The organism is Paraflavitalea devenefica, from assembly GCF_011759375.1.
Lineage (GTDB): Bacteria > Bacteroidota > Bacteroidia > Chitinophagales > Chitinophagaceae > Paraflavitalea > Paraflavitalea devenefica.
This window is the reverse complement of record NZ_JAARML010000004.1, coordinates 84,887-110,538: the sequence shown is the minus strand read 5'-3', so window position 1 is coordinate 110,538 and position 25,652 is coordinate 84,887. Positions and strand designations below refer to the sequence as shown.

Here is a 25,652-nt window from a genome sequence, read left to right as displayed (position 1 = left end):
TGCATGACCAGGCAGTAAACCTCTTCGTTTACGGAATACATTTACTTATAGTCCGCGATCTTTATCAATGCAACTACATCTTTCACAATAATCTTTCTGCCCTTCGTTTCCAGGATACCGGCTTCTTTAAACTCGCTCAGTATACGGACAATGTTTTCCCGGGCAGTGCCCACCAGGTTGGCCAGGTCTTCACGTGACAGGTTGATCTCAACAGGCATACCGGGCTGAAAGTCTACTTTATATTTTTCCCGGAGTACTACCAACTGCAGCGCCAGCCTTTCCCGTACAGAGCGTTGGGTAAATAAGGTAAGGCTATTGACTATCACAGCAAATTCATGACTGAGGGTTTTCAATAATCTCCTGCTTAACACGGAAGATCGCTGTAATACTTCCAGGAAATCTTCTTTGGGAAAAAATATGATACTGCTGTCTTCCAGAGAGGCCGCTGAATCGGGATAACGGTCGCCTTCCAATATGGCATGAAAGCCTAACAACTCACCGGTATTGGCTACATAGATGATGTGCTCGCTGCCTTCTTTGGCCACCTTGTATTTTTTAGCTTTACCTTTTTTGATATAAAAGATGCCGGAAGGATAAGCGCCTTCCCGGAAGATGATTTCCCCTTTGCTGTACATGTGCTCACTTTGGTGTGCGCTGAGCAGGGTCAAATCTTCTTCCGGCAGGTCGGCCAGGACCGACTGACTCTTGAAATCCCACTTGTCTATAGGGAAAATGCCACTGATACTCATATTAATATCCAAAGTTACCGGATAAAAAATTGATAAATGTCACTTTTTAGAGTGATAAAGATGCACTGCATACTGGAAATAAAGCTGATAGCTTTGCTGTATGGATATAGGAAAAGCGCAAAAAAGGGACTTGTACTATACGAATGACCATGAATGGATTGACTTCCAGGGCTCCGTAGCCTACGTAGGCGTATGTGGGTTTAAGCTAAAGGGTATTCTCCAGGTAGAGCAATTTTCTTTCGTTGATGCCGAAGGTTTGAAAAAGCAAGGGGAAACAATTGCAACAATTCAATATGATGACTATCAGATTGCTATCCGGATGCCGGTAGATGGTAAAGTGATCAGCCTTAATGATGCGCTGATGGCCGGCCGCCAGGACCTGTTATTGCAGGAGCCTGAAAACAATGGCTGGGTTGCACTGATCGTACCGGATAAACCTTATGAGCGGCAGGGATTGATGCTCCAGGATCAATACAGGCAATACATCAAAAGAAAATACTGAATGAAGAATCCAATTACCGACCTGCCATTGCGCAAAGCAACCTGGTTTGGTTCGGATGAGCAATTTCACCATCTGTATCCACTGGCAATGCAACAACTGGCACGCAGGCACTGGACTTCCCTGGCCATTGCCGAAAAAGTGGTGCAATTCCTTACTCCTTCGCCGGGCGTTAAGGTACTGGATATAGGCAGTGGCGTGGGTAAGTTCTGTCTAACAGGTGCCTATCATCAACCTTCGGCCCATTTTTTTGGTATTGAACAGCGGGAAGACCTGGTAGCACATGCCAACACGGCCAGGGATATATTGGGATTACAGAACGTACATTTCATACACGGCAACTTTACACAGCTTGATTTCAGCCAGTATGACCACTTCTATTTTTACAATTCCTTTTATGAGCATCTTACGGATACCGATAAAATAGACAACAATATCACTTTTTCTACGGCCCTGTATAACTATTATACCCGCTATCTCTATAAAAAACTGGATGCCATGCCGGCCGGTACGCGGCTGGCCACCTTTCACACAATGGAAGACAGGGTGCCACCCGGCTTTTGCCTGGCCGAATCACATGTTGGCACCTTATTGAAATTTTGGGTAAAAACGTGACGTTTACCCATGGGGAGGATAATATACTGCGTAAAATAACAAGATGACAACAGCCAATATAGATATTGATTATGAAAACGGTCTGATCTCAGCAGCGCTAAAGCAGGTGAGCGGATACCTCGATTGTGAAAGGATAATTATCCGGCATATCCGTAAGCATATAGAAAATGGCCTGAGTGATACCGGAATTGAGCATTATCTCAAAACAGTCATCTTTTATCTTGAAGATACTATCGAATCGGTGGAGAACGCTAATGTGCAGATGAACCACCGGTTCGTCATTGGCTTTATTCATACACTGCTAAGAACGCCATCCTGGAAAACCTGGATGCTGTCTTTATAGGTATTATTAAAATATGGCAACAAAAGAAAATAGCGCTCCGGTATTGCTAAGGAAGAAGCCAGGCTACCTATGGAGCCTGCTACATCATAAATGCGCCCGTTGCAGGCAAGGCGATATGTTTCAATCCAGGAATGCCTACAACCTGAAGCAGTTTATGAAAATGCATACCCACTGCCCCGTCTGTAACCAACGGATGGAAATAGAAGTTGGATTTTATTACGGGACCAGCTACGTGAGTTATGCGCTCACGGTAGCACTATCAGTGACCACCTTTGTAGCCTGGTGGGTATTGATAGGGTTTTCGGTACATGACAACCGTTTTTTCTGGTGGCTGGGCATTAATATAGGGATGCTCGTTCTGCTGCAGCCCTATTTGCAGCGGCTGTCGAGAGCGATTTGGCTGTCGTTTTTTGTCCGGTATAATGCCAACTGGGATACGGAAAAGCCGGACAACCAGGAACGGGGTTAAATAGTATAATAATGTGTCAAAATAGTATTGTATGCTTTCCATACCTGATATAAACGCTTTAAGCAAATACTTTGTGGAAGAATCAAGCTTCCGCCACCTTTTTCCCCTCCCTATACAAAAACTGGACGCTTTGCATTGGTCGCCTTTACCGGTGATCAGCAAAGCTGTTCAGTTCCTGGTACAGGATGAGGTGGTCAATGTGTTGGACATTGGAAGTGGTATTGGCAAGTTTTGCCTGGCCGGCGCTTGTTATCGGCCTGCCGCTCATTATTATGGCGTAGAACAGCGTGAAGACCTGGTCATGCAGGCGGCCATTGTAAGAGACAGGCTTGGATTGAACAATGTGCATTTCATCCATAGCAATTTTACCCAACTGGACCTGAAGCAATATGATCATTTTTATTTCTATAATTCCTTTTTTGAGAACCTTTCCGCAACCGACAGGATAGATGACAGCATTGCTTATTCAAGAGAGCTCTACACCTACTATAGTAATTACCTCTATAAACAACTGGAAGAAATGCCGGCAGGCACCCGCATCGTAACCTACTGTAGCTGGGGCGATGAAATACCCAAGGGATATACATTGGCGGAAGCACATTTTGACACTTTATTAAAGTGCTGGGTAAAAAGATAGCCGGTTACGAACCTAAAAAAACGAACGTCATGAACACTACTATGGAGGATTATTGTTACAAGCTTGTTAACAAGATCTTATTTGCAGATTCCCAGGAAGATGTAAAAAGATATATAGATACAGCTATCAAAAGCATGCAAACGCATAAAGTTAATGGTCATATTATTGCGAGGTTTGTAGACAAGGGACTTCTGCATTTAAAGGAATTTAGCCCCATGGATTTTAATGCGCAGCAATGGACCAATATTAAAATGGCCATCCTGCAGTTTAACCAACTAAAACGTGCTTTTAACAGTGGTACCCAGCCTGTAAATTAATGATCATGTTCAGGCCCAAACTGATTGATACGCTCCAGCATTACAGTACTGCACAGTTCGGTAAGGACCTGATGGCTGGCATAATTGTAGGCATAGTGGCCCTGCCATTGGCCATTGCCTTTGCCATTGCTTCCGGGGTTTCGCCGGAAAAAGGGTTGTATACCGCCGTGATTGCCGGCTTTATCATTTCCGCCCTTGGCGGCAGTCGCGTACAGATCGGTGGTCCTACCGGCGCTTTTATTGTAATCGTTTATGGTATTGTACAGCAGTATGGAATCAACGGGCTGATCATTGCAACGTTCATGGCCGGTATTATACTGGTGCTAATGGGCATAGCCCGGCTGGGAACGGTAATTCAATACATTCCTTATCCTCTGATCGTTGGGTTTACCAGTGGTATTGCCCTGCTTATTTTTTCCTCACAGATGAAGGATTTTTTCGGATTGCAGATGGGTGCCGTACCGGCAGATTTTATAGACAAGTGGAAAGGTTATGCGCTCCACCTGTCGTCCGTAAACTGGTATGCCTTCCTGGTGGCGGGTATTACCGTTTTGATTGTGGTGTTATGGCCACGGATCACGCATAAGATACCGGGTTCACTGATCGCTATATTAGCTACTACTGCGGCTGTATCACTGTTGAGGTTACCGGTAGAGACGATTGGCGCCCGGTTTGGCGACATTCCTTCTTCCTTACCGGCTCCCGCCATACCAGCGCTTGATTTTACTACCATTAAAAACATGGTACAACCTGCTTTTACTATTGCCCTGCTGGGAGGTATTGAATCGTTGCTGTCGGCCGTAGTAGCCGATGGCATGATGGGCGGCCGGCACCGGTCCAATATGGAACTGGTGGCTCAAGGTGCAGCCAATATAGGCTCATCCATATTTGGCGGCATTCCTGCCACGGGCGCCATTGCGCGTACTGCCACCAATATTAAAAATGGCGGGCGTACACCGGTGGCGGGCATTGTACATGCCATCACCCTGTTGTTGATCATGTTGTTTGCCGGTAAATGGGCGGCGCTGATCCCTATGCCTACGCTGGCCGGCATCCTGGTGGTAGTGGCGTATAATATGAGTGAATGGCATAGTTTCCGGGCAGTATTGAAAGGGTCACGCAGTGATATTGCCGTGCTGCTTACTACCTTTTTATTAACGGTACTGATTGACCTTACTGTAGCTATAGAGATCGGTATCGTGCTGGCCGCTTTCCTGTTCATGCGAAAGATGATACAAACCTCTGGAGTTAATATACTCACCGGCCGGCAGGATGAACAGGAAACAGGCAACGGAGTTTTTAGCGGATACGATATTCCGAAAGGCGTGGAAGTTTTTGAGATCACCGGTCCACTGTTCTTCGGCGCGGCCTATAAATTCAAGGATGCTATGCGGGTTATTGAAAAGCCGCCTAAAGTGCTTATCATCCGCATGGGAAAAGTTCCTATCATTGATGCAACCGGTGTTAAGGCGATCCGGGAAGTGTACACAGCCTCGAAACAGCGCCATACAAAGCTCATCCTGTCGGAAGTGCACAGTTCCCAGGTGCTGGATGCATTAAAGGATGCCCGGCTATTATTTGCCATTGGCAAAGCCAACGTAACCCCCTCATTTGAAGCTGCTTTGGTACGAAGTAATACTATACTACAGCAATAACCGGACAAGGACCGTAGTCAGGGTCCGTTATGAGTATTATCAGCCTGCAATGACTGATTAAATCATCCTGCAGCCAGCGCAAGGTCAGGTAAACAGCCTTTTGCTTCCCGTAGTTTTGGAGAGCCATCATCAAATACTCAACCAAAAAAGTAAGTGTATGAAAATCCTGATCATAGCTACAGACTTTTCGTCAACAGCAAAAAATGCCACCTCCTATGCCATGGATATGGCCCAGGCGTTGCAGGCAGAAGTGCTATTGTTGCATATCTACCCATTGCCCGTGAATTATGGCGACACAGCGGTCCCTGCAGGCCTGGTTGATTGGGAGAAGCGGACAGAAGACGGGCTGGCCGGGTTTAAAAAACAACTGGAACAAAGGACCGGTGGGCAGGTAAAGGTGAATACAGAACTAAGAATGGGCAACTTCCTGACAGAGCTCGGCACGGTATGCGACCGCGTACAGCCTTATGCAGTAATAATGGGTTGTAAAGGAACTACTGCTGCAGAGCGTTTCCTGTTTGGCAGCCATGCAATCAGCGCTATGAAACACCTGGCCTGGCCTGTTATTACGGTCCCTTTGGAAGCGAAGTTCAAAGCGGTAAAGAAGATTGGTCTGGCCTGCGACCTGCAGGATCCGGAAGCAACTGTTCCGCTCGATGAGATCAACCAGTTGGTTACTGATTTTAATGCATCATTGCATATCCTTAACACCGGCGAACAGACCTATGATCCACAGGCTGTATTTATGTCTGGCTGGCTGGGGAAAAAACTAAGGAATGTAAGGCCCAGTTTTCATTTTATTGAAGGAAATACAGACGATGCGATCCTCAGTTTCGCTGAAAGGAATGAGGTGGACTTACTGGTGGTATTGCCACACCGGCACAACATATGGGATGCGCTCATCCACAGAAGCCATACCAAACAGTTCGTATTGCACAGCCATATTCCTTTGATGGCCCTGCATGATCATGAACAGCCCGTGAATACCAGCAGCAAGGTGTAATTGGTCTTTATCCTATATGTTTTATTACAATAAACCAAAGGGTATGAAAAAGATAATTGTAGCCCTCGATGGCTTAAAACTGGCGAAATCGGCTGTACAGTACGCAGTTGCTATTGCAGCCCGGCAACAGGCACACCTCGTAGGTGTTTTCCTCGATGATGTAACTTACCATAGTTATAAAATTTACGAATTGGCAGGGGCTGAAGGAGTATCTGAGCATAAAAGAGCTATACTGGAAGAGGGAGATGTAAATAAAAGAGAAGAGGCGGTAGCATACTTCAAAGTTGCTTGTGATAACGCTTCGATCAATTATTCCATTCACCATGATCGTAATATTGCTTTGCAGGAATTGCTGCATGAAAGTATTTATGCCGACCTGCTGATCATTGAGGGCCATGAAACCTTAACGCATTATGCGGAGGACCTGCCCACCCGGTTTGTACGGGAATTGCTGGAAGGCGTACAGTGCCCGGTCCTGGTTGTGCCTGGCCAATATAAGCCCATCGAAAAAGTAAGCATCCTGTACGATGGCGAGCCTTCTTCGGTGTTTGCCACCCGGATGTTCTGTTATGTATTGGCCGACCTCAATATAGATGAAATAGAGGTGTTAACTGTCAACAAACCGGGGCATTCTTCCCATGTGCCCGATAACAGGCTCATGAAAGAATTCATGAAACGTCATTTGCCGGCTGCCAGGTATACTGTGTTAAAGGGTGATCCCGAAACAGAGATACTGCGTCACCTGCGCACTTATGGCGGTAATGCCTTGTTGGTGTTAGGCGCTTACCGGCGTGGCATGGTATCCCGGTGGTTCCGGCCCAGCATGGCCGATCTGTTGATGACCGAAGTGAAAATGCCCCTTTTCATTGCCCACAACAAATAACCTGTAATGGACAATACGATCAGCGTCAGAGCCAGATATTTACCAGTTCTTGCAATAATCTGTGCTTCTTACAACCTGTCTTAAAAACCTTAAATAAAAAAATATGAAAAAGATTCTTATTCTAATTATTGGGCTTTTTCTTACTTCCCTGTCCCTGTTCGCACAAACAAAAGCGGGCAAGACGGATACTACAAAACATGAAACCTTTTATACCTGCTCTATGCATCCTGATGTGAAGAGTGATAAGCCTGGAAAATGCTCTCAATGCGGCATGGCCCTCAAATTGTCTGGTAAGGAACGAATAAAAAAGGCAATAACAAAAAATTACATTTGCCCTGTTCATGTAAATGTATCCAAGCATGATCCGGGTAAGTGCCCCCAATGTGGAAGGAAGCTTCAACTTTCGCCTAAAGAACAGATGAAGGCCGAAGTGACAAAGGCATATACATGCCCCATGCACCCTGAAGTGACCCTCACCAAAGAAGGCGTATGCCCGAAATGTGGTAAAGCATTAGTAGAAAAGAAGAATTAACAGTCATGAAAAAGATTTATTTTTTCGGACTCCGGTCCAGCAGTACATTCAGATGACCCAGGAAAGTAGCCGGTAAATGATCGCTGATAATTTTGAGGATACCGGTAAAGGGGATGAAAAGGATCATGCCGGATACACCCCATAAAATGCCGCCGGCAATAATGGCCACCAGGGTGGCCCAGGTGCTTACTTTTAGCTGTGCCGCCACCACGCGGGGGAAGATCACATTTGCTTCGAGGTATTGTACAAAGCCGAATACGGCCACCACACCCATAGGATACCAAATAGAATCCCTGGTGATCCAGGCAACTGATATAGGCAGCAGAGCGCTGATAAAGATGCCTACATAAGGAATAATGGTCATGATCGCTGTAAGCATGCCGAATAATAGGGCATGGGGAATACCCAATGCCAACAGACCAATGCTATTGAGGATGCCCACAATGATGTATACCATCACCATGCCCTTGATAAAATTGAAGTAAGTATGGATCACTTCTTTCAATACATGCTGTAATTGTTCACGGTATTCAGTTCCTGCCAGCCTGGACAGGAATTGCACAAATACCCGCCTGTTGTAAAGGAATAAAGCGGTGTATACTGGTACCAGGAACAGGATCACGATCCCGCCCATGCCGGCCGACAAGGCCCCTTTAATAAAACTACCCATATTACTGCCTGCCTGTTGAAGGGTTTGCTGCCACCACTGGTGCTGGGCAGGCGTGGAAATACCAAAAGAGGTGATCCAGGCCTGCAACTGTAACAAGGCTGGCTTCAGTTTGGCCAGCAGTGCCGGGAAATCTTTCCAGAAAACCTGAAGTTGGATGACCAATAGCGTCAGCAGGGCGGCAAACAATATTGCTACGATCAGCAACCCCGCCGTAATGGCAAGGCTGCGCGGCCAGCCCTTTTGCTCCAGCCATCTGCAAATAGGGTACAAGACAATGGCGATCAGGAGGCCGTAGCACATCGGTATGAACAGCGTTCTCCCAAAGTACAGGATCACCAGCAGGAACACGGTGACCTGCAGCAGCTTGCCGAATGAACGGCTTGTTAAACGATACGTATCCATATTGGGTAAAACTAAATGTCTGTAAAAGGGTTTTGGCTGAGGATGATCAGTGCGCCCGTTGATCCCTGTCATAGGCCAATTGGCAACCGGTAGATAATTTAGCACTATTATTCCACCTTAAAAAGCATAAAAAATGAACAATACCTCCAAAATACTCGCCGCATTTGCCATCGGCGCCGCAGCAGGCGCTATTGCCGGTATCTTATTAGCACCTGATAAGGGGTCCGAAACCCGGCGTAAGCTTGGCGAAGAAGGAAAGAAACTGGCAGAGGGCTTTAAGAGAAAATGCAAGGAAGCCGGCAACCAGTTCGATGAAATCAAAAAGGAAATGGAAGAAGCCGGTAATGGGCTGGCTTAATGGTGAACCTTAAAGCACAGTACTATGGAAGGATCAACGACAGGTATCCGCGGATTGGCCGCTTCTGTAAAAGAATATGTGAATACACGTGTGGATTCGGTGAAGCTAAGCGCCGCGGAAACAACATCGCTGATCATTTCTGATCTCGTCGCCGGAGCTATCGTTGCTGTGGTATTTTTATTTGTACTGGTCTTTGCCAGTATCGCAGGCGCTTTGGCCTTATCGGCCTGGATAGGTAAGCCCTGGAGTGGCTTCCTCATCGTAGCCGGTGTTTACCTGCTTATTGGCGTTATCACGTGGACAGCTAAAGAAAGGATGATACGCATCCCGGTCATGAACAAGATCATTCATCAATTATTTAAAAACGACGCGGGCGATGAAGAAGATTAAAAATATCCGGCATCTCAAAGCAGAACAGCAAAAGCTGCTGCAGAAGCGCATCAGGCTGGAAGAAAAAATGGAACATCAATGGCAGGCGTTGAAGAGTAGCAACAAAGTATTGGTCAATACTGTGTCCTGGGGCTTTTCCCTGCTCTCCGGGCGTTGGTGGGCAAAAGCAGGGAAGAAATGGTTTGATCTCCTAAAATGACTGTTATCATGAGCACCTATATCAGGCAATTAAATGAGGTTACCATGCAGGAGGTAGCTGCAGTGGGTGGAAAGAATGCCTCCCTCGGAGAAATGCTTTCAAGGCTTGGCAAGGCAGGCATTCATGTGCCGGATGGATTTGCTACCACGGCTGCTGCTTTCCGCTTGTTCCTTGAACACAACAAGTTGAATGGACCGCTCGACGAGTTGATGCAGCACCCGAATCGGGTTTTAAAGGCGTCATCTACCTGTCAGGCACGTCAATATAGATACACCGTTGGATAAACGTAAACAATTTGTATTGTCGGATGCTGAGATCGACACGTTTGCCAGATGGGCTTTGCAGATAGAAGATCATTACGGTAAACCGATGGATATCGAGTGGGCCAAAGATGGCGATAGCGGTGAACTATTTATTGTGCAGGCGCGGCCCGAAACAGTACATAGCATGTAAAATACCCGGTAAACAACGCCGTATATACAGATACCAGGTGTTTCCCCTTGCTAAAAGGATCGCCTGTCCTGGAAATAGCCATCACCAGCGATGTGTTGCCGCCCGATACTAACTTTACTATGGTAGTGGCGGTGGGTATCATGTATGGCCTGCTCAGGGACGACAATTAAATTTAGCGCGCACCTTATGTGGGCAGCGCCAAAGTGCTGGAAGTGGGGTAAGGCGGAGTTGAAAACGCATTAGGTTTTTATGCTGAAATTATGAATATTTCCTATATTGCACATTTTATGTGCCATTTATGTGTTTTTTATCACAAAATTGGCACTTAATTAGTGAAAATGGAAATAAAGAGAGCTAATATACAAAGACAATTATCCGCATGGAAGCAGGCCCCGGACCGGAAGCCACTCATTTTGCAGGGTGCAAGGCAGGTAGGGAAGACATGGTTACTGAAGCATTTTGGTGCATCGGAGTTTGATAATGTAGCCTATTTTAATTTCGAAGAGCAGCCGGATTTGAAGCAGTTCTTTGAAAATACCAAGGATGTAAAGCGTATTCTGCAAAATTTATCATTGGTGCATGGACAGGCTATAAAACCGGAAAAAACGCTTATTATATTCGATGAAATACAGGAATGTAATGAAGCGCTCAACACGTTAAAATACTTTTGTGAAAACGCTCCGGAATACCCAATAGCCTGTGCTGGTTCCTTGCTGGGGGTTGCTATGTCACGCGGAAACTCTTTCCCGGTAGGAAAAGTAGATTTTTTACAATTAAACTCTATCTGTTTTTCAGAATTCCTGTCCACTGTTGATCCTAAGTTATTTTCCTTTTTAGAAAGTATTAATCAAATTGAACCACTTCCGGATATTTTCTTCCATCCACTGGTGGATAAACTAAAAATGTTTTTCATTTGCGGGGGAATGCCGGAAGCAGTAGTAGCATTGTTGGAAAAAGAGGACGTGGAAAAAACACAGCGGGTGTTGCAGAATATAATCAATGCTTATGCGTTGGATTTTTCAAAACATGCAGCTAATAGGGATATTCCCAGGATCAATCACCTTTGGTCTTCTATCCCTTCCCAACTGGCCAGGGATAATAAAAAATTCCTGTATCAGTCTGTGAAGAGTGGTGCTCGTGCCCGCGAATATGAAGATGCATTGCTTTGGCTTTCACATGCAGGATTAGTGCACCGGATTTTCCGCATTTCAAAGCCTGGTTTGCCTCTTTCGGCCTATGATGATCTTTCGGCATTCAAGTTATATTTGATTGATGTTGGCCTGCTGCGCAGGCATTCGCTATTAGACCCTATAGCTATAAAAGAAGGGAACAGGTTATTTACTGAATTTAAAGGTGCATTGACAGAAAATTATGTACTGCAACATTTAATCGCGAATTTTGAAGGCATACCACGTTATTGGACTTCAGGAAATCAGGCAGAAGTAGATTTTTTAATTCAGGCGAAGAATGAAATTATTCCCATAGAAGTAAAATCAGACGAAAATATACGCAGCAAGAGTCTTGCCATTTATCATAATCAGTATCACCCTTCTGTCCGTATCCGGTATTCATTAAGAAACTTAAAAAAGGATGATGGGGTGCTTAATATTCCATTATTCATGGTTGATCATACAGAGAAATTACTTGGATATGTTTAATATTAAGGGAGCTGAATTATTTTATAGGTCTTTTTTCCTGAACAACCGCAATGCCCACAAAAAGGGCAGTATAATCCAGGCCAATAAAATGCTCATGGTAAACAGGATACCTATACCGCTGCCAAAGAAATCCTTATACAGCGCGCCGGTATATCCCATTAAGGCGCTTACATCCATCTTGAGCATGATAAAGATCCGGGCAAGATCAATGGGATTAAGAGATGAAAGCACCAGGGTAAATTTTTCCATCGGGTATTCACTGAAGGTGAACAAGATCAGCAATACAAGCCCATCATAAATAAGGGCAAAATAGAACCAGAGCAACAGGGAGGCGCCAATACCCCGGGCCTTGTCGCGCGACCGGACAGCCGCCAGGAATGCCAGTGAGGTAAACACCAGCGTAAGGGCGCTCCCGGTAACCAGGAGCGCCAGACCCGTGCTGTCGGCTGAAAACAGCAATACGGGAATGCCGGTGCCGATCATAAAAGCGCACAGCAGTGACAAGGCCACGCCGCCGTATTCGCTGACAATAATTTTTTTCCGGCTCAAAGGCTGGGATAACATTAATTCTATAAACTCATAGGAGTTGTAATAGTGGATGGTTGTCAGGATCATGGCGATCAACGGCACTACGATTAGCACGATGTTGAGGAGGCTCAGGATGGCCTTGCTGTTGTTTTCTTCGAGCTGGAAAAGACTGAAGGATACAAGGAATAAAAACAGGGTATAGGCTATAACTACCTTGCTGCGTATAATATCGTACAAAACATACCGTGTTAATGTGAGCATAACTTCTTTTTTACAGGTTACGGGTGGTTTGTTTTACGGCCAACACTTCATTGATCCACAACGCGTCTGGTTGTGCTGCCTTCATGACCCGGGCTATCGCCTTGCCCAGCCTGTGTTCGCCGGTTTCCTCCCGCAGGCTGTCTATATCTTTTAAAAACCGCATTTTTCCCTCCTGCATATACATGACATGCGTAGTCAGATCATCCAGGTCACTGAGGATATGTGAGGTGATCAGGATCAGCTTGTTCTTTTTCTTTTCTTCGAGGATCTTCTCTTTCAGTATTTCTGACGATAAAGGGTCGAGGCCGGCTGTGGGTTCATCCAGGATCAGGATGCGGGGATTGAAATAGAAAGCAAGGGCCGCACTTACTTTTTGGCGGGTACCACCGCTGAGGGTGCGCATGGGTTTATCGAAGATGGAAACCAGGTTAAACCGTACCAGCAGGTCAGTATCCAGTTCACTATCCGGCATCCTGCGGATGGCCTTCATCATATCGAATAACTGTCCCACCTTCATATTATCGGGGTAACGGCCTATCTGAGGCATATACCCTATATGAACGCGGTAGACGGGGTTGTTACGAATGGATTGCTGATCAACGAAAATATCGCCTTCATCGGGCGTAACCATGCCCAGGATGGTTTTGATCAGGGTGGTCTTGCCCGACCCGTTGGGGCCGATCAGGGAGATCACCTGACCTTCCCGGAAAAGCGCGTTGATATCATCCAGCGCCTGCAGCTTTTTAAAACGTTTCTTCAGGTGTTCTATCCGTATCATAATTTATTGGGCTTTATCATGGGTTGATAATCGACCAGGTTTTCCGGGGTTAGGCTGGGAATGGCTTTTTCTGCTTTATCCAGCAGGGAAACCAGGAAACTGCGCATCAGGATCAGGGTGGTAGGATTTTGTTCTACTATCATGGCATACATGCTTACAGGGTGATAGGGAACATCGCCCAGATCATCCTTGTTGAGATCATACCCATCATATTTATCCCAGTAATTATTGTTGAAGGTATTGAGCACCAGGGTGCCGTTGGTAGCGATATCGAAGCTGTTGCCGAAAAAATTATTGTGTTGAAAGGTATTGTCATCGCAACTGGCCTGTACTTTTACTGCCCAACCATTACTACTGAAGACATTTTTCTTCACTTCCATCCGGCTGCTGCCTTCCATGAAAATGCCGACTGTATTCTTTTTAAAGGTATTGCGGCTAATATGGCTATCGGTGATTTCCTTGAGCAGGATGCCGAAGGCGGAAGGCCCCCAGTTCTCTTCAAAATGATTGTCCTCCATGATCACCTTTTTGGAATACATCACGGCCACACCGGCCCCGTTGTTTTTAAACGTATTGCCGGTATAGCGGTCACTGTGCGAGAACATGAAATGCAGGCCATAGCGGATATTTCTTTCACTGCGGTTATTGCTGATGACCGACTCTGTTACAAATTCAAAATAGATGCCATCGCGGTGTCCCTGTACCTGGTTGTTTTCAATCCTGGCCTGCTGGCATTTCCAGAGGTGAATACCATTCCCCGTCAGTTGTTCTGATCTGGGCCGGCCGGCAACCTGGTTGTTCCGGATGGTACACTGGATGGTGTTGGAAACATGGATAGCGAAATAGGCATTCAGCACTTTATTGTTATCCAGTAAGATGCGGTTGCTGTTGATTACTTTGATGGCGGCAAAATCATTCAGGGCCGAATAGCCGGCATCCCGGAAAGTGATCCCCCTTACCGTGATGTTGTGGCCGCTGATGGTGAGCAATTCAACCTTGTTTTCTCCATCGAGGATAGTATTGGCTTCACCGATGAGTGTTACCGGCCTGGTGAGCAGGATATTCCCTTCTTTATAAACACCTTGCTTCAGCAGGATGCTGTCACCATCCCTGGCCAGACCCACAGCCTTCTTCAAGGTGCCAATGGGCTGCCCATAGCCGGCTACGATCAGATGGCTGAAAGTGGTTTGATAGAGCAGCAGCGCAAGTATGGAAAGGACCGGTCGCATGGGTTATTGGAGTTTTTCGATCAGTGATGGCCAGGTTAGTATGGCTGCTTCTTTTCCTTCGCAGAAAGCGCTGGCTGCCTGGCTGCTTTCAAAGGCGGCGGTGTGGCTGTCCATAGGACTATTGATGGTAGAACTGATCACAAAGCTTGCCTGACGGTTGTTGAGAAAAGTGTTCTGCTTTTCATAATTGATCACCAATAGCTGGTCAATATCTGTTCCGGTTACTTTTCCTGATCGCAGGAAGGCCGCCACACAGTGCAGGTCATCGAACTTATAGACCTTGCCTTTGGTCGTCAGCAATTCACCTCCAAACCGGAGGTCGCTGATGCCCATGCGGCAGAAATCACAAACATCTTTGCCGGCAGTAAATGGCTGCGGTTTTGCCTGGCAGGCAGGTAACAACCAGCATAATAATAAAAGGATGGCGGGAGAACCTTTAAGTACTGTTGCAGGTACTTTTTTCCGGGCGTGGTACCATTCTGCCAGCCACACGGCAAAGGCCAGTGCAGAAGCTGCTATCACGATCCACCCGGCTACATCCGGAAATGAATATGCATCGAAGTTCAATAGTCTTTTGTGTCCAAACAGGGGCGGCTGGTAAGAAAGGCCGGGCACCTGTATGGGGGCTTTGGGGTCAAGGTCGTGGCCATAATCATATCCCCATTGGTAAAAATCAAATATGGCCAGGGCAGCGCCTATAGCAGATAGAACCAGGTAACCCAAAAGGAGTTTCCTGCTGCCACTCACTGCTATGGTGATGCCCAATAACATAAAGAACCCGACTACATAAGGTAAGAATGTAAACTCCGGGAACATGTCTGCCGAAATATGTTTCATGCCGATGTAATGGTTCAGGCCATTGATCACATCCACGTCTCCCGAAAGGCCATTTATCCAGATACGCATGGTCAATCCTTCCGGATACTGCGGGGCAAAGAGGTCTATCCGCCACGCGGGCAGGAAGAACACTGCCACCAACGCCCCTGCCGCAAAGGCCACCAGTATCCGGGACAGTATGCTCAGTTTTTGCATGATCGTAACTTTAAGAACTTCCGGGGACCAGGTCCCCGGAAGAGAGGGGGACTTCAGAGAACCTTAACCTAATTTTTTACTGTTGAACCATCTTTGGACGGTTGCGCTGCAGCCGGTTCTGTTGAGCCGGTGCTGAAACTGAGGGGCACATTGGCGCCGGGTGCACTTACCCGTATATAACCCTGCATTTCCTGGTGAAGGGCAGAACAGAAGTCGGTGCAATACATGGGGAAGATGCCCGCCTTCTCCGGCACCCACTTCAGGGTTTGGGTTTCTCCCGGCATGATCAGCAACTCTGCATTATTAGCCCCCTTCACGGCAAAGCCATGGGGAACATCCCAGTCCTGCTCCAGGTTAGTAACGTGGAAGTACACGGTTTCTCCCAGTTTTACGCCTTCAATATTATCAGGTGTAAAGTGAGAGCGAATGGAGGTCATGTACACGTGTATATCTTTTCCTACGCGTTCCACGCGCGCGTTTTTATCGCCCAGTGTGGCGTAAGGGTTCTTATTTTCTTCTATCTTGAATATTTTCCGGCTGTTCTTTGCTATCAGCGCAGCGGGAAGGGCCTCCGCATAGTGCGGCTCGCCAATGGTGGGAAAATCTAATATCAACTTCATTTTGTCACCGCTGATATCATAGAGCTGGGCGCTTTGTGTCAATTCAGGCCCTGTAGGCAGGTAACGGTCCTTCGTTATCTTATTATAAGCTATTACGTATTTACCATAAGGTTTGGCAGTAGGTCCTCCGGGAACCGACAGGTGACCAATGGAATAATAAGTGGGTACCCTGTCAAGCACCTTCAGGTCTTTGATGTTCCACTTTATAATTTCAGAAGAAACAAAGAAGGAAGTATAGGCATTGCCTTTGTCATCAAATTCTGTGTGCAGGGGGCCAAGACCGGTTTTTTGCACTTCACCGTGCAATACCGCTTCATATTTCAACACCGGGATGCCATCAAACGTACCATCATAATTTTTGCCGGTAATGGCCTGTTGTATTTTGCTAAAGGAGAACACCGGTATAATGGCCGCCAGTTTGCCACTGCCTACAATATATTCGCCGGAAGGGTCGGTATCACAACCGTGGGGCGATTTGGGACAGGGCATGAAATAAACCATATCCGGGCAATCTTTTGGATCAAGTGTCAGCACTTCTTTTTCAATGGTAGAGATAGCAGTATGGGTTTGCTCATTGTATTTGTTATGGGCATACCTCACAGCTTTCTTCACCCCTTTGCCGGCTTTCACATATTCTTCTGCTTTTTTCCAGTTAACGGCCATAATGAAATCCTTATCTTTCTGGGAGGCATTTACTTCCAGCAGGGTATTGGCTTTTTCTGAATTGTAACAGCTAAAGAAAACCCAGCCTGCTGATTTTCCCTTTCCGGCACGCGCCAGGTCGAAATTAATGCCCGGTGTAAGGATCTGGAAAGCGATGTGCATATCACCCGAGTCCTTGTTGAGGCCAATAAAACTTACGGTGCCTTTGAAGTTATCTTTATAGGAGTTGATGGGCACATCCTGATTGTCGCCAATGGGTACACTAAACCGGGTCCCGGCCACTACGTACTCAGAGTTTTCGGTAATGAAGGGGGAGGAGTGGTTACCCGCGCTGTTGGGTATTTCAATGATCTCAGCGGCGCGGAAGGTGGTAAGATCAATACGGGCTATACGGGGCGTATTATTGGCATTGCCAAAAGCCCAGCGACCATCATGAACACCATTGGTTACTGAGAGGGCTATATGATGCAGATCATCCCAGGGTATGAGGCCATTGGAAGTATTGAGCATGGGTTTTGTTTCCTCACTGTAGCCCCAGCCTTTTTCAGGGTCTACGGAGAAAACCGGGATTACCCGCAACAGGCGGCCTGATGGAAGGCCATACACAGACATTTGTCCGCTGAAGCCCCCGGAAACAAAATTGTAAAACTCATCGTACTTGCCTGGCGCCACGTATGCTTTTGAAGCGGCGTCGCCGGTTACGGCCGACTGTGTCCCTTTGGGTTTGCAAGCCTGCATCCCCGTAAGTCCGGCTGACAGGAACGCTACTGGTAACACCCTTTTCAGGAAAATATGTTTCATATCATTGATGTATTTAAGTATGTAAGTTTTTTATTACTAAATGAGGCCGGCGTTATTTTTCACCATCATTTTCGCGCATGAATTCAAGGATCTGTCTTGCTTCATCCTTTGAGATGTTCTGGTTGGGCATTCTTACCAGGCATTGTTCCAGCAACTTTTGCGCTTCTGGATCGCTGGTCAGCATCGCTTCTGTGTTGGTGATCATGTTCATGATCCAGACGGGCTTTCTTTTTTTAGTAACATCTTTCCATCCTGGTCCTACCAGTTTTTCTTCGTTGAGTTTGTGGCAGGCCTGGCACTTTAATTCATATATACTCTTGCCGGCGCTAACGAGGTCTTTTTGCAAAGGAGAGGTAATAGTGATATCTCCTTCTTTTATTTCAATACCATGTGTTTCAGGTTGGTTGTTGGCTAGCTCCTGGGGCGAGGTAGCGGCCGGATCGGTGGTTTCCGTCTTTACTCCTTCATTACCGCAGGAAGCGGTGAAAAGCAAAGCTCCATAGATGATGGTGGCAGCAGTGATCATTTTGAGTTTCATACAAGTATGTTTGGCTTTAGAGAAAGATCAGCAGTGACTGCTGTGTCTGTGGTATAATTGACCGGACAAAAGTATAACCAGGGGGAAACCTTAAATATGACTTAGATCACAACAAGTAATGAAATATGTCAGGATATAGCGGAATAAGCTGATCTATTTTTGGAGTATGTTGAACGCAGTTACCATTTCCCCTGCCCTGATCGGGAAGTATAACCAGCCGGTGCCCCGCTATACCAGCTACCCAACGGTCCCATTCTGGAATAATGATACCGATCCGCAACAATGGCAGCAACTCTTTAAGCAGGCATTTACAGTGCATAATACTGCCAATGGCATCAGCCTGTACATCCATTTGCCTTTTTGTGAATCGCTTTGTACCTACTGTGGTTGTAATAAGAAGATTACTACCAATCATGCAGTAGAAGAAGTGTATATAAGTGCACTGTTAAAGGAGTGGGACTTGTACAGGCAATGGATGGGTGAGCGCCCGCAACTCCGGGAAATACACCTGGGTGGTGGTACACCTACTTTCTTTTCACCTGTACGGCTGGCCGGGCTGCTGGAACGTATCCTGGTAAATGGCAATGTGCCGCCCGATGCACAATTCAGTTTGGAAGGTCATCCCAATAATACCACCCGTGAACACCTGGACCAGTTATACCGGCTGGGTTTCAGGCGCATCAGCTATGGCGTGCAGGACCTCGATCCCCGGGTACAGCAGGTCATCAACCGCATCCAGCCTTTTGAAAAGGTGCAACAGGCCACAGATGCGGCAAGGGCCGCCGGTTTCACGGCCGTTAACTTCGACCTGATCTATGGTCTGCCTTTGCAAACTGCCGCCAGTATTGAACAAACCATTAGCCAGGTGCTTACCTTAAGGCCCGATCGCATTGCCTTTTATAGTTATGCCCATGTGCCCTGGACCAGCCGCGGCCAACGTTTGTTCAGTGAGGAGGACCTGCCAGGCGCCGAAGCAAAGCTGGGCCTGTACCTGCAGGGGAAAGACCTTTTAACGGCAGCAGGTTATGCAGATATTGGTATGGACCATTTTGCATTGCCGCAGGATGAGTTGTTCAAAGCCAAAGTCGCCGGGAAGCTGCACCGCAATTTCATGGGTTATACCACGCAGCACAGTGGCCTGTTGTTGGGATTGGGTGTATCGGCTATCAGCGACCTGAACAACGGGTTTGCGCAAAACAATAAGTCGTTACATGATTATTATGCTGCTGTTAATGGTGGCAGGCTGGCTATTCAACGGGGCTTTTTGCTCAACGAAGAAGACCTGGCTTTTCGTCAATACATCAAAGAAGTGGCTTGTAACGGCACCACACGCTTTGCCCCGGAACATCTTACTATCCTGGAATCGTTGAGTTTCCCGGTTCTCCAGGAAATGGCAGCAGACGGCTTATTAATATTTAACCGCGAAGGCATGCAGCTTACTGCTGCCGGCCATTATTTTATCCGCAATGCCTGCAGCGCCTTTGACCTCTACCTGCAAAGAAACAGGTCAGTATCCACCGGCCATCAATTCAGTAAAGCAATCTAACAGCACTTATACCTTTCAAAGAAACTACGCTCCAGCGCCTCCCGGTGGTTGGGATGGGCAAGATTGATAAGTGCTTTACCTCTTTGTTTCAGGTTTTTCCCAAACAGGTCTACAGCCCCGTATTCTGTCACTACCCAATGAATATGTCCTCTTGTAGTGACCACGCCGGCGCCTTGCTTCAGGTAGGGTACAATGCGCGATTCGCCTTTTGAAGTGGTGGAGGGAAGGGCAATGATGGGTTTGCCTTCTTCCGACAGGGAAGCGCCGCGGATAAAATCCATTTGCCCGCCAATGCCGGAGAACTGGAAGGTGCCAATGGAATCGGCGCACACTTGCCCGGTGAGGTCTATTTCAATGGCGCTGTTGATAGCGGTCACCTTCGGATTCTGGCGGATGATGCTGGTATCATTCACATACGAAATGTCCATCACCCGGATGCCCGGGTTGTCATGCACAAAATCATATAGTTGCCGGGTGCCCGATACAAAGCCCGTCACCGACCGGCCTTTGTTCAGCCTTTTCTGTGAATTATTAATAACACCTTTTTCGATCAATGGAATAACACCGTCGGAAAGCATTTCTGTATGCAGTCCCAGGTTTTGATGGTTGGTAAGGTTCTGCAACACCTGGTCGGGTATACCGCCGATACCTAACTGTAACGTAGCGCCATCTTCTACCAGGGCAGCTACCCGTTTACCGATCTCCTTAACTGCTGGATTGGTTTTGGCGGCATAGTTCACTTCCGGTAGTTCGTCCGTATGCCATACCAGCGCATCAAACTTATCAACGTGTATGAAACCATCGCCATGGGTGCGCGGCATCCGGGGATTTACCTGGGCAATTACTGTTTTTGCCGTATCTGCTGCTGCGCGGGCTACGTCTACTGAAGTTCCCAATGAACAATAGCCGTGACTATCTGGTGGTGACACCTGTACCAGCGCCACATCGATCGGCAATATGTTTTTCCTGAACAGTTGGGGTATCTGGCTCAGGAACACCGGCACATAATCGCCATCATGGCTGTTAACAATATCCCGGGTATTGGCCGATACAAAGAGGGAGTTGAAAAAGAAATGCCTGCTGAATTCCGGCTTGTCGAAATCAATATCACCCATATTAGTGATGCTCACCAGTTCTACTTCATCCAGCTCGCTATACCTTTCCTGTAATGCTTTCATAAGGCATACAGGAGTAGCGGCCCCTCCATGAATAAAAACACGGTTGCCCGAGGCGACCAATCCAACGGCTTCTGATGCGGTAACAAATTTTCCCTGGTTCATATACAATAAGGTTGTTAAAAGGCATAAAATTACCCGTGGTGAAGACAGGGGCTATTGATTACTGTCACAGAATATTATGATTCCTGTCAGGGGCACCCCGGCATGACTAAAATCAGTTGACCGCCGTGGTCACATCATCTATACGGCGTTATTCAACCAGTAATTTTGCTATAACAGTATGCCGGAAAAGGTAGCTGATTTTTAAAAAGAAACTATATGATCATGCGTATCAACAATAAGAGCCAGGTGAGTGATGTACAGCGGGAGTTTAATGGCTTATTCCCTTTTTTAAAACTCGAATTATTCAAACATAAACATGGATACCAGGGTGCTTCACCCAGGCAGGAAAAATTACCGTCTTTTCTGTACCTGGGCGACCTGGCCAGGCAACTGCCTGAACAGATCAATATACCGGAAAGTATGACGGTGCAGGAACTGGAAAAATTGTTTGAAGACCAGTTGGGCCTTCACCTGCAGGTATTTCGCAAGAGCGGCAACCTGTGGCTGGAAACAACTATGACAGACGGATGGACGCTGAAGCAGCAGAATGACCATGGAATGGAAATCTCCCTGGCGCCGTCTGCATCAATGAATCCGGCTACAATAAAGAGGGATGAATCATAAGCAGGGTAAAATTCAGTACAACAGGTTTTTAAGCTTTTCCAGGTTACTGATAATGATCTTTCCTTCTTTGATCTCAATTAGTTTTTCAGATTTAAAATCACTCAGCGTACGGATCAGCGATTCGGTGGCTGTACCCACATAGTGGGCCAGGTCATCGCGGGAGATGTTGATGGGGCTTTTATCCGTGGCTTCCTTGTTGAATTTCTGGTGAATATCTACCAATGCCTTGGCCACACGCTTGCGCAGGGAGCCATAGGCCAGGTTCAGCAGGCGATCTTCTTTTTCCTGTACATTCTGTGCAATTAGTTTGATAAAGCGGCCTGCAATGCTCATATCGTTGTACACGGCCTGTAAAAAATCTTCCCGCGGTATTTGTACTATTTCTGCTTCTTCCAATATTTCGGCTGAATCTTCATACGACTTGTTTTCCAGCAGAGGCAGGTAGCCAATAAAGTCGCCGGCAGTATACAGGTTCACAATGTATTCTTTGCCATCTTCATGCTGCCTGAACACTTTTACTTTTCCGGATTTCAGGTAAAACAGGTACTTGGGCCTTTTCCCTTCTGTATACAAGGTTGTTTTTTTGGCGCTGTTATAAGCTTCATAGTTGTCAAGCTGCATATTCAGCAGGCCCGATTGGCGCAGGTCATTGATCATCGCCGTAGCGCCCCGTTCACCGCTGGCGTATTTCTTGTGCAGGATGTCGCTTTTGCGCAGCCTTGTTTCCACAGCGTTCAGCAGTTCAATATCATCAAAGGGTTTGGTAATATAATCATCGGCGCCCATCTCCATACCTTTGCGGAAATCAGCCCTTTCTGTTTTAGCGGTCAGGAAAATAAAAGGGATGAACTCCGTTTCCGGGTTCCTGCGCAGCAGGTGCAGCACGCCATAGCCATCCAGTTCCGGCATCATAATATCGCAAATAATGAGATCGGGTTTTTCCTGCAAGGCTTTTTCCACGCCCTTTTTACCGTTCTCGGCACTGAACGTTTTATAGCCTGCCAGGGAAAGGATCTCTGCAATATTTTCTCGGATATCATCGTGGTCATCAATAATGAGCAGCGAGCGCATAAAGAATGTTTGGTTTGCCGGAATGATTTTGCCCTGCAATAGTAAACACTTTTCCGTTAAACCAACGCATAGCTGACCAAAATCATACCTGGTTTTGACCCGTCTCAGCAAGCAGGCACGCAGTGGCAGCTAATTTCGAACATTATTAATTATATGTTACAAACATCCCATACCGGCTTGCAGTGTGCCCATTGCGGAGAGGAATGTTCAGGTGAAAAAAATAGCCTGGGCAATATTCATTTCTGTTGTGCCGGTTGTAAATCCGTTTACCAGTTGATCAACCAGCAGGGCTTATGCGATTATTATACACTGAACCGGCAGCCTGGTGCTACCCGGCAGATCCCGGTAAGAAAAGATAAATTCGCTTTCCTGGACGACAGCCGCATCACACAGCAGCTCATTAGCTTTCAGAATGATGAACAAACCCGGGTTACCTTCTACCTGCCCCATATTCATTGCAGCTCCTGTTTGTACCTGCTGGAACACTTGTACAAATTGCAGCCTGGTATCCTGGCGGCACGGGTCAATTTTAACCGGAAAGAGGTAGAAATAGATTTTAACCACCAGGTAGTCACCCTGCGCAGGGTCGCTGAACTGCTGACGCAGATCGGTTATGAACCTTATATCAGCCTGGCCGACCTGAACCAGGCAAAACCTGGTTACCATAAAAAGTACATACGCCAACTGGGCGTGGCGGGATTTTGCTTTGCCAATATCATGTTGCTTAGTTTCCCGGAATACTTCGGATTGGCTGCTTCCGAACAGCACCTGCAACGTCTGTTCCGTATGCTCAACCTGGCGCTGGCCCTGCCGGTATTCCTGTACAGCGCCCAGCCATTTTATGCATCTGCCTGGAAGAGCCTGCGGCACCGCTTCCTCAATATTGATGCACCGATTGTACTGGCCATTTTCATCACTTTCGGGAGAAGCCTTTATGAAATATTGTCTGGCACCGGCGGCGGTTATTTTGATTCTATGACAGGCATTGTATTCTTTATGCTGGCAGGAAAAGTATTGCAGGATAAAACCTGCCGTCAATTGTCCTTTGAACGCGATTATACTTCTTATTTCCCCGTGGCCGTTACTGTTGTGAAGGAAAACAAGGAACTGGCTGTTGCCCTGCCCGCAGTAAAACCAGGCGATACCCTGCGCATTCACAGTGAGGAGCTAATCCCTGCAGATGGTATTCTCGTGCGGGGCAGCGCCACCATTGATTATAGTTTTGTTACCGGTGAATCCATGGCCGTGCCCAAAGAAATGGGGGAGATCGTGTATGCAGGCGGACGCCAGAAAGGAGGCAACATTGAAGTGCTGGTAACCAGGGAAGTGGCCCAGAGTTATTTAACACGCTTATGGAACCAGGACGCACTCCGGCAGAAGAAAAATAAAGACCAGGACTCTTTTGTGCATGTCATCAGCCGGTATTTTACATGGGTGCTGCTGACCCTTGCCGCCCTTACTGCCCTCTATTGGTGGTTCAATGACCCCGCCAGGATAGTCAATGCGGTGACAGCCATGCTGATCGTAGCCTGTCCCTGCGCCTTGTTATTATCCGGCACATTTACCAATGGCAATATATTGCGCATCCTCGGCCGCAACCATTTTTACCTGCGCGATGCACAGGCTATAGAAGACATCGCCAAAGCCGATCATATTGTATTTGATAAAACAGGTACGCTTACGTCCGCACAGGAAATGGACGTCAGTTATGAAGGAGAAAGACTGACCCAAAAACAATTGCAGATGATAGCGGCGGTGGCCGCGCAAACCAATCATCCACTCACCCGGGCATTGAGCAATTGGTTGCCGGGCGATCCCTCCCTGCAGGTGGCTGCATTTAAGGAAGTGCCGGGCGAAGGGGTGGCCGGTATCGTCAACGATACGTTCATTCAATTGGGCAGTGCCTTCTATGCAAAGGCAGGTAACGCAGCCAATACCAGCGGCACCCGTGTATTCATCAACTGGAATTATCAATTCAAGGGGAGCTTTGTATTTACCAGTCATTATCGTCATGAAGTGCCCCAACTGTTGAAAAAGCTGCGTAACCGGTACGCCCTCTCCCTCGTAAGCGGCGATAATAACCGGGAAGAGAAAAACCTTCGCAGGCTGTTTGGTCCTGAAGCGGTCCTGTTGTTCAACCAGAAGCCGGAAGATAAACTGCATCATGTGGAACAATTGCAAAAGGCCGGCAAGCGGGTAATGGTAATTGGAGATGGATTGAACGATGCGGGTGCTTTGCGGCAAAGCAATGCGGGTATTGCGCTGGCAGAAGATACCAACAACTTTACGCCCGCCAGCGATGCCATCCTCGAGGCAAAACAGTTGCTGAAGCTCGACAGGTTGATCCGGTTGTGCAAAGCCAACCGCTATATCATCATGGCCAGCTTTTTCCTGTCCATCGTATACAATGCTATCGGACTGTATTTCGCTGTACAGGGGACTCTCTCTCCGCTCATCGCAGCTATTCTCATGCCGGCCAGTAGCCTCAGTATTCTCCTGGTCACTTTCGGCAGCAGCAAGCTGGTGGCGAAAGAGCTGGAATTGTGATAAGGTGGGTCGCCCTTTCCGGGCGGCTCACCTTACGATACCTGATTAAAATCAGGTGCTGCAATAAGCTGTGTCAGTCTTATTGCCCGCATTGCAGAATAGTTTTGACCCCGTTAATTCGTTGTATATGACAGTAATTATCATCCTGCTGGGAGCCAGCATATCCGTATCGGCCCTGTTCCTCGCCGGGTTTATCTGGAGCGTAAAGAATAAGCAATATGATGATGAGTTCTCTCCGCCTGTCAGGATATTATTTGACGACAAACCGGGAGCAGATAACTCTTCTGTAAACTCCTGAAAAG

The 25,652-nt window shown here is 47.1% G+C and carries 31 protein-coding genes; 21 read left to right on the top strand and 10 right to left on the bottom strand.

Annotated elements, in window-relative coordinates; all coding sequences use genetic code 11:
* Positions 1-41: 41 nt before the first annotated feature.
* On the bottom strand, positions 42-749 hold the full coding sequence (locus HB364_RS22320) for a Crp/Fnr family transcriptional regulator (RefSeq protein WP_167290555.1): 708 nt from the start codon (positions 747-749) through the stop codon (positions 42-44).
* 100 nt (positions 750-849) lie between these two features.
* On the opposite strand from HB364_RS22320, the gene HB364_RS22315 reads away from it, so the two are divergent.
* From HB364_RS22315 to HB364_RS22270, 10 genes are all read left to right on the top strand, one after another.
* Entirely contained in the window at positions 850-1,251 is a 402-nt protein-coding gene (locus tag HB364_RS22315; protein WP_167290554.1) for a glycine cleavage system protein H, read from the top strand.
* Positions 1,252-1,863, top strand: a complete 612-nt coding sequence (locus tag HB364_RS22310) for a methyltransferase domain-containing protein (protein WP_167290553.1) — start codon at positions 1,252-1,254, stop codon at positions 1,861-1,863.
* Between the two features lie 43 nt (positions 1,864-1,906).
* Complete coding sequence (locus tag HB364_RS22305; protein WP_167290552.1) at positions 1,907-2,206, top strand: hypothetical protein; 300 nt, start codon at positions 1,907-1,909, stop codon at positions 2,204-2,206.
* Positions 2,207-2,219: 13 nt separating this feature from the next.
* Positions 2,220-2,675: a DUF983 domain-containing protein gene (locus tag HB364_RS22300; protein WP_167290551.1), complete on the top strand. Its 456-nt coding sequence runs from the start codon at positions 2,220-2,222 to the stop codon at positions 2,673-2,675.
* Positions 2,676-2,706: 31 nt separating this feature from the next.
* On the top strand, positions 2,707-3,312 hold the full coding sequence (locus tag HB364_RS22295) for a methyltransferase domain-containing protein (RefSeq protein WP_167290550.1): 606 nt from the start codon (positions 2,707-2,709) through the stop codon (positions 3,310-3,312).
* A gap of 29 nt (positions 3,313-3,341) precedes the next feature.
* The gene (locus HB364_RS22290) at positions 3,342-3,629 is read left to right on the top strand and encodes a hypothetical protein (RefSeq protein WP_167290549.1); all 288 of its coding nucleotides are present in this window, start codon (positions 3,342-3,344) and stop codon (positions 3,627-3,629) included.
* Positions 3,630-3,634: 5 nt separating this feature from the next.
* Positions 3,635-5,284 (top strand): SulP family inorganic anion transporter, encoded by a 1,650-nt coding sequence (locus HB364_RS22285; protein WP_167290548.1) that lies wholly within the window; start codon positions 3,635-3,637, stop codon positions 5,282-5,284.
* 157 nt (positions 5,285-5,441) lie between these two features.
* Complete coding sequence (locus HB364_RS22280) at positions 5,442-6,287, top strand: universal stress protein (RefSeq protein ID WP_167290547.1); 846 nt, start codon at positions 5,442-5,444, stop codon at positions 6,285-6,287.
* A 43-nt stretch (positions 6,288-6,330) separates the two neighbouring features.
* On the top strand, positions 6,331-7,170 hold the full coding sequence (locus HB364_RS22275) for a universal stress protein (RefSeq protein WP_167290546.1): 840 nt from the start codon (positions 6,331-6,333) through the stop codon (positions 7,168-7,170).
* Between the two features lie 103 nt (positions 7,171-7,273).
* Complete coding sequence (locus HB364_RS22270; protein WP_167290545.1) at positions 7,274-7,702, top strand: heavy metal-binding domain-containing protein; 429 nt, start codon at positions 7,274-7,276, stop codon at positions 7,700-7,702.
* 16 nt (positions 7,703-7,718) lie between these two features.
* Here HB364_RS22270 and HB364_RS22265 read toward each other — a convergent pair whose 3' ends face one another.
* Positions 7,719-8,774, bottom strand: a complete 1,056-nt coding sequence (locus HB364_RS22265; protein WP_167290544.1) for an AI-2E family transporter — start codon at positions 8,772-8,774, stop codon at positions 7,719-7,721.
* A gap of 133 nt (positions 8,775-8,907) precedes the next feature.
* Here HB364_RS22265 and HB364_RS22260 point away from each other — a divergent pair, with 133 nt between their 5' ends.
* From HB364_RS22260 to HB364_RS22235, 7 genes are all read left to right on the top strand, one after another.
* Positions 8,908-9,132, top strand: a complete 225-nt coding sequence (locus tag HB364_RS22260; protein ID WP_167290543.1) for a YtxH domain-containing protein — start codon at positions 8,908-8,910, stop codon at positions 9,130-9,132.
* 24 nt (positions 9,133-9,156) lie between these two features.
* Positions 9,157-9,522 (top strand): phage holin family protein, encoded by a 366-nt coding sequence (locus HB364_RS22255; RefSeq protein ID WP_167290542.1) that lies wholly within the window; start codon positions 9,157-9,159, stop codon positions 9,520-9,522.
* The gene (locus HB364_RS22250) at positions 9,509-9,721 is read left to right on the top strand and encodes a hypothetical protein (RefSeq protein WP_167290541.1); all 213 of its coding nucleotides are present in this window, start codon (positions 9,509-9,511) and stop codon (positions 9,719-9,721) included. Before HB364_RS22255 ends, HB364_RS22250 begins: the two co-directional genes overlap by 14 nt.
* An 8-nt stretch (positions 9,722-9,729) precedes the next feature.
* Positions 9,730-10,005 carry a PEP/pyruvate-binding domain-containing protein gene (locus HB364_RS22245; protein ID WP_208420054.1) on the top strand — a complete coding sequence of 92 codons (276 nt, stop codon included), beginning with the start codon at positions 9,730-9,732 and terminating at the stop codon, positions 10,003-10,005.
* Positions 9,998-10,174, top strand: a complete 177-nt coding sequence (locus HB364_RS22240) for a PEP/pyruvate-binding domain-containing protein (protein ID WP_208420053.1) — start codon at positions 9,998-10,000, stop codon at positions 10,172-10,174. Before HB364_RS22245 ends, HB364_RS22240 begins: the two co-directional genes overlap by 8 nt.
* A gap of 47 nt (positions 10,175-10,221) precedes the next feature.
* Complete coding sequence (locus HB364_RS33405) at positions 10,222-10,344, top strand: hypothetical protein (RefSeq protein WP_262889828.1); 123 nt, start codon at positions 10,222-10,224, stop codon at positions 10,342-10,344.
* Between the two features lie 168 nt (positions 10,345-10,512).
* Positions 10,513-11,832, top strand: a complete 1,320-nt coding sequence (locus tag HB364_RS22235) for an ATP-binding protein (protein WP_167290539.1) — start codon at positions 10,513-10,515, stop codon at positions 11,830-11,832.
* 21 nt (positions 11,833-11,853) lie between these two features.
* On the opposite strand, the gene HB364_RS22230 is transcribed toward HB364_RS22235, so the two are convergent.
* The 6 genes from HB364_RS22230 to HB364_RS22205 all read right to left on the bottom strand — a co-directional run bounded on the left by HB364_RS22230 (position 11,854) and on the right by HB364_RS22205 (position 18,282).
* Positions 11,854-12,621 carry an ABC transporter permease subunit gene (locus HB364_RS22230; protein ID WP_167290538.1) on the bottom strand — a complete coding sequence of 256 codons (768 nt, stop codon included), beginning with the start codon at positions 12,619-12,621 and terminating at the stop codon, positions 11,854-11,856.
* A 10-nt stretch (positions 12,622-12,631) separates the two neighbouring features.
* On the bottom strand, positions 12,632-13,399 hold the full coding sequence (locus HB364_RS22225; RefSeq protein ID WP_167290537.1) for an ABC transporter ATP-binding protein: 768 nt from the start codon (positions 13,397-13,399) through the stop codon (positions 12,632-12,634).
* Positions 13,396-14,628: a nitrous oxide reductase family maturation protein NosD gene (locus HB364_RS22220; protein WP_167290536.1), complete on the bottom strand. Its 1,233-nt coding sequence runs from the start codon at positions 14,626-14,628 to the stop codon at positions 13,396-13,398. The genes HB364_RS22225 and HB364_RS22220 overlap by 4 nt, the downstream gene beginning before the upstream one ends.
* A 3-nt stretch (positions 14,629-14,631) precedes the next feature.
* On the bottom strand, positions 14,632-15,660 hold the full coding sequence (locus tag HB364_RS22215; protein ID WP_167290535.1) for a nitrous oxide reductase accessory protein NosL: 1,029 nt from the start codon (positions 15,658-15,660) through the stop codon (positions 14,632-14,634).
* Positions 15,661-15,728: 68 nt separating this feature from the next.
* Positions 15,729-17,744, bottom strand: a complete 2,016-nt coding sequence (gene nosZ, locus HB364_RS22210) for a Sec-dependent nitrous-oxide reductase (RefSeq protein WP_167290534.1) — start codon at positions 17,742-17,744, stop codon at positions 15,729-15,731.
* A gap of 52 nt (positions 17,745-17,796) precedes the next feature.
* On the bottom strand, positions 17,797-18,282 hold the full coding sequence (locus HB364_RS22205; RefSeq protein WP_167290533.1) for a c-type cytochrome: 486 nt from the start codon (positions 18,280-18,282) through the stop codon (positions 17,797-17,799).
* Positions 18,283-18,448: 166 nt separating this feature from the next.
* Here HB364_RS22205 and hemN point away from each other — a divergent pair, with 166 nt between their 5' ends.
* On the top strand, positions 18,449-19,828 hold the full coding sequence (gene hemN, locus HB364_RS22200) for an oxygen-independent coproporphyrinogen III oxidase (protein WP_167290532.1): 1,380 nt from the start codon (positions 18,449-18,451) through the stop codon (positions 19,826-19,828).
* On the opposite strand, the gene HB364_RS22195 is transcribed toward hemN, so the two are convergent.
* Positions 19,825-21,108, bottom strand: coding sequence for an acetyl-CoA hydrolase/transferase family protein (locus HB364_RS22195; RefSeq protein ID WP_167290531.1), 1,284 nt, complete (start codon positions 21,106-21,108; stop codon positions 19,825-19,827). The two genes, hemN and HB364_RS22195, sit on opposite strands and share 4 nt — an antisense overlap.
* A 216-nt stretch (positions 21,109-21,324) precedes the next feature.
* On the opposite strand from HB364_RS22195, the gene HB364_RS22190 reads away from it, so the two are divergent.
* Positions 21,325-21,732, top strand: a complete 408-nt coding sequence (locus tag HB364_RS22190) for a hypothetical protein (protein WP_167290530.1) — start codon at positions 21,325-21,327, stop codon at positions 21,730-21,732.
* Positions 21,733-21,744: 12 nt separating this feature from the next.
* Here the strand turns inward: HB364_RS22190 and HB364_RS22185 are convergent, their stop codons facing one another.
* Entirely contained in the window at positions 21,745-22,803 is a 1,059-nt protein-coding gene (locus HB364_RS22185) for a response regulator (RefSeq protein WP_167290529.1), read from the bottom strand.
* A 153-nt stretch (positions 22,804-22,956) separates the two neighbouring features.
* Between HB364_RS22185 and HB364_RS22180 the strand changes: the two genes are divergently transcribed.
* Both HB364_RS22180 and ccoS read left to right on the top strand, forming a co-directional pair.
* Positions 22,957-25,350, top strand: coding sequence for a heavy metal translocating P-type ATPase (locus HB364_RS22180; protein ID WP_167290528.1), 2,394 nt, complete (start codon positions 22,957-22,959; stop codon positions 25,348-25,350).
* A 127-nt stretch (positions 25,351-25,477) separates the two neighbouring features.
* A complete protein-coding gene (ccoS, locus tag HB364_RS22175) occupies positions 25,478-25,648 on the top strand; it encodes a cbb3-type cytochrome oxidase assembly protein CcoS (protein WP_167290527.1) in 171 nt (56 codons plus the stop codon).
* The last annotated feature ends 4 nt before the right edge of the window (positions 25,649-25,652 follow it).

What these genes read in the sequence shown, in the direction of transcription:
- HB364_RS22320 (WP_167290555.1), bottom strand. Translation starts at nt 749, where the DNA reads ATGAGTATCAGTGGCATTTTCCCTATAGACAAGTGGGATTTCAAGAGT.
- HB364_RS22315 (WP_167290554.1), top strand. Translation starts at nt 850, where the DNA reads ATGGATATAGGAAAAGCGCAAAAAAGGGACTTGTACTATACGAATGAC.
- HB364_RS22310 (WP_167290553.1), top strand. Translation starts at nt 1,252, where the DNA reads ATGAAGAATCCAATTACCGACCTGCCATTGCGCAAAGCAACCTGGTTT.
- HB364_RS22305 (WP_167290552.1), top strand. Translation starts at nt 1,907, where the DNA reads ATGACAACAGCCAATATAGATATTGATTATGAAAACGGTCTGATCTCA.
- HB364_RS22300 (WP_167290551.1), top strand. Translation starts at nt 2,220, where the DNA reads ATGGCAACAAAAGAAAATAGCGCTCCGGTATTGCTAAGGAAGAAGCCA.
- HB364_RS22295 (WP_167290550.1), top strand. Translation starts at nt 2,707, where the DNA reads ATGCTTTCCATACCTGATATAAACGCTTTAAGCAAATACTTTGTGGAA.
- HB364_RS22290 (WP_167290549.1), top strand. Translation starts at nt 3,342, where the DNA reads ATGAACACTACTATGGAGGATTATTGTTACAAGCTTGTTAACAAGATC.
- HB364_RS22285 (WP_167290548.1), top strand. Translation starts at nt 3,635, where the DNA reads ATGTTCAGGCCCAAACTGATTGATACGCTCCAGCATTACAGTACTGCA.
- HB364_RS22280 (WP_167290547.1), top strand. Translation starts at nt 5,442, where the DNA reads ATGAAAATCCTGATCATAGCTACAGACTTTTCGTCAACAGCAAAAAAT.
- HB364_RS22275 (WP_167290546.1), top strand. Translation starts at nt 6,331, where the DNA reads ATGAAAAAGATAATTGTAGCCCTCGATGGCTTAAAACTGGCGAAATCG.
- HB364_RS22270 (WP_167290545.1), top strand. Translation starts at nt 7,274, where the DNA reads ATGAAAAAGATTCTTATTCTAATTATTGGGCTTTTTCTTACTTCCCTG.
- HB364_RS22265 (WP_167290544.1), bottom strand. Translation starts at nt 8,774, where the DNA reads ATGGATACGTATCGTTTAACAAGCCGTTCATTCGGCAAGCTGCTGCAG.
- HB364_RS22260 (WP_167290543.1), top strand. Translation starts at nt 8,908, where the DNA reads ATGAACAATACCTCCAAAATACTCGCCGCATTTGCCATCGGCGCCGCA.
- HB364_RS22255 (WP_167290542.1), top strand. Translation starts at nt 9,157, where the DNA reads ATGGAAGGATCAACGACAGGTATCCGCGGATTGGCCGCTTCTGTAAAA.
- HB364_RS22250 (WP_167290541.1), top strand. Translation starts at nt 9,509, where the DNA reads ATGAAGAAGATTAAAAATATCCGGCATCTCAAAGCAGAACAGCAAAAG.
- HB364_RS22245 (WP_208420054.1), top strand. Translation starts at nt 9,730, where the DNA reads ATGAGCACCTATATCAGGCAATTAAATGAGGTTACCATGCAGGAGGTA.
- HB364_RS22235 (WP_167290539.1), top strand. Translation starts at nt 10,513, where the DNA reads ATGGAAATAAAGAGAGCTAATATACAAAGACAATTATCCGCATGGAAG.
- HB364_RS22230 (WP_167290538.1), bottom strand. Translation starts at nt 12,621, where the DNA reads ATGCTCACATTAACACGGTATGTTTTGTACGATATTATACGCAGCAAG.
- HB364_RS22225 (WP_167290537.1), bottom strand. Translation starts at nt 13,399, where the DNA reads ATGATACGGATAGAACACCTGAAGAAACGTTTTAAAAAGCTGCAGGCG.
- HB364_RS22220 (WP_167290536.1), bottom strand. Translation starts at nt 14,628, where the DNA reads ATGCGACCGGTCCTTTCCATACTTGCGCTGCTGCTCTATCAAACCACT.
- HB364_RS22215 (WP_167290535.1), bottom strand. Translation starts at nt 15,660, where the DNA reads ATGCAAAAACTGAGCATACTGTCCCGGATACTGGTGGCCTTTGCGGCA.
- nosZ (WP_167290534.1), bottom strand. Translation starts at nt 17,744, where the DNA reads ATGAAACATATTTTCCTGAAAAGGGTGTTACCAGTAGCGTTCCTGTCA.
- HB364_RS22205 (WP_167290533.1), bottom strand. Translation starts at nt 18,282, where the DNA reads ATGAAACTCAAAATGATCACTGCTGCCACCATCATCTATGGAGCTTTG.
- hemN (WP_167290532.1), top strand. Translation starts at nt 18,449, where the DNA reads ATGTTGAACGCAGTTACCATTTCCCCTGCCCTGATCGGGAAGTATAAC.
- HB364_RS22195 (WP_167290531.1), bottom strand. Translation starts at nt 21,108, where the DNA reads ATGAACCAGGGAAAATTTGTTACCGCATCAGAAGCCGTTGGATTGGTC.
- HB364_RS22190 (WP_167290530.1), top strand. Translation starts at nt 21,325, where the DNA reads ATGATCATGCGTATCAACAATAAGAGCCAGGTGAGTGATGTACAGCGG.
- HB364_RS22185 (WP_167290529.1), bottom strand. Translation starts at nt 22,803, where the DNA reads ATGCGCTCGCTGCTCATTATTGATGACCACGATGATATCCGAGAAAAT.
- HB364_RS22180 (WP_167290528.1), top strand. Translation starts at nt 22,957, where the DNA reads ATGTTACAAACATCCCATACCGGCTTGCAGTGTGCCCATTGCGGAGAG.
- ccoS (WP_167290527.1), top strand. Translation starts at nt 25,478, where the DNA reads ATGACAGTAATTATCATCCTGCTGGGAGCCAGCATATCCGTATCGGCC.